Annotated in this window: 1 protein-coding gene and 1 pseudogene; both read left to right on the forward strand. The window is 74.0% G+C overall.

All coding sequences use genetic code 11. The features are described from left to right. A pseudogene (locus HMPREF3105_RS00465) lies at positions 1–516 on the forward strand (hypothetical protein); the annotation flags it as partial. Between the two features lie 60 nt (positions 517–576). Beyond that, positions 577–785 (forward strand): twin-arginine translocase TatA/TatE family subunit (locus tag HMPREF3105_RS00470; RefSeq protein WP_210401407.1); only part of this gene is annotated, 209 nt, incomplete at its 3' end.

The following is a 785-nucleotide window of genomic DNA, read 5'->3' on the forward strand; positions in this document are numbered from 1 at the left end:
GGGACCGCGTCGACGGACCGGCGCGGCACCGTCGCGGAGCTGCGGGGTCAGGGCTGGACGGTGCCCTCCCTCGTGGGGGCCGGACTGGAGCCGCTCACCGTGGACACCACCCAGACGGCCGAGGACGTGGAGGTCGTCGTCGGCTGGGGCCGGGACGAGCCGACCGTGACCGTCCGCGAGTGCCGACCCCGGATCGAGGGAGCCACCCCGGAGGGCTGTGCCTCGACCGCGCCCCTGAGCACGGGGGCACAGGAGCGTCGGCTGGCCGGCGGCGGCGTCTACCGGATCGTCCCGGCGGGGGAGCAGGACGGCTGGACGGCCGAGCTGACCACGCCCCAGGCCGCCTACCGCGTGGAGGCCAGCCTGCCGGACGAGCGCGCCGACGCGGTCCTCACCCACCTGCTGGTCTCCGAGCGGGCACGGGTGCTCGAGCTGGGCGGCGGCGACGCCGTCGAGGAACGCCTCGAGCGAGGCCTCGAACGCATCGCGGACGCCGTGCCGCGCCCCCGCGGCTGAGCCGCCCCGCCCCCGCGGCTCCGGGCTGTGGGGCGGTGCCGCTCTAGTAGAGTTGGGAGGGTGTTTGGTATCAACGGCGGCGAGTTCATCATCTTGGCGGTGCTCGCGATCGTCATCCTCGGGCCGGAGAAGCTCCCCGAGTACACGCGCGCCTTCACCGACTGGCTGCGCGTCATGCGCGACAAGGCCGAGGGTGCCAAGGCGCAGTTCAAGGAGGAGACCGGCACGGACTTCGACGAGGTGGACTGGCGCAAGTACGACCCCCGCCA

Source organism: Micrococcus sp. HMSC31B01 (assembly GCF_001816085.1).
GTDB classification, from domain to species: domain Bacteria; phylum Actinomycetota; class Actinomycetes; order Actinomycetales; family Micrococcaceae; genus Micrococcus; species Micrococcus luteus.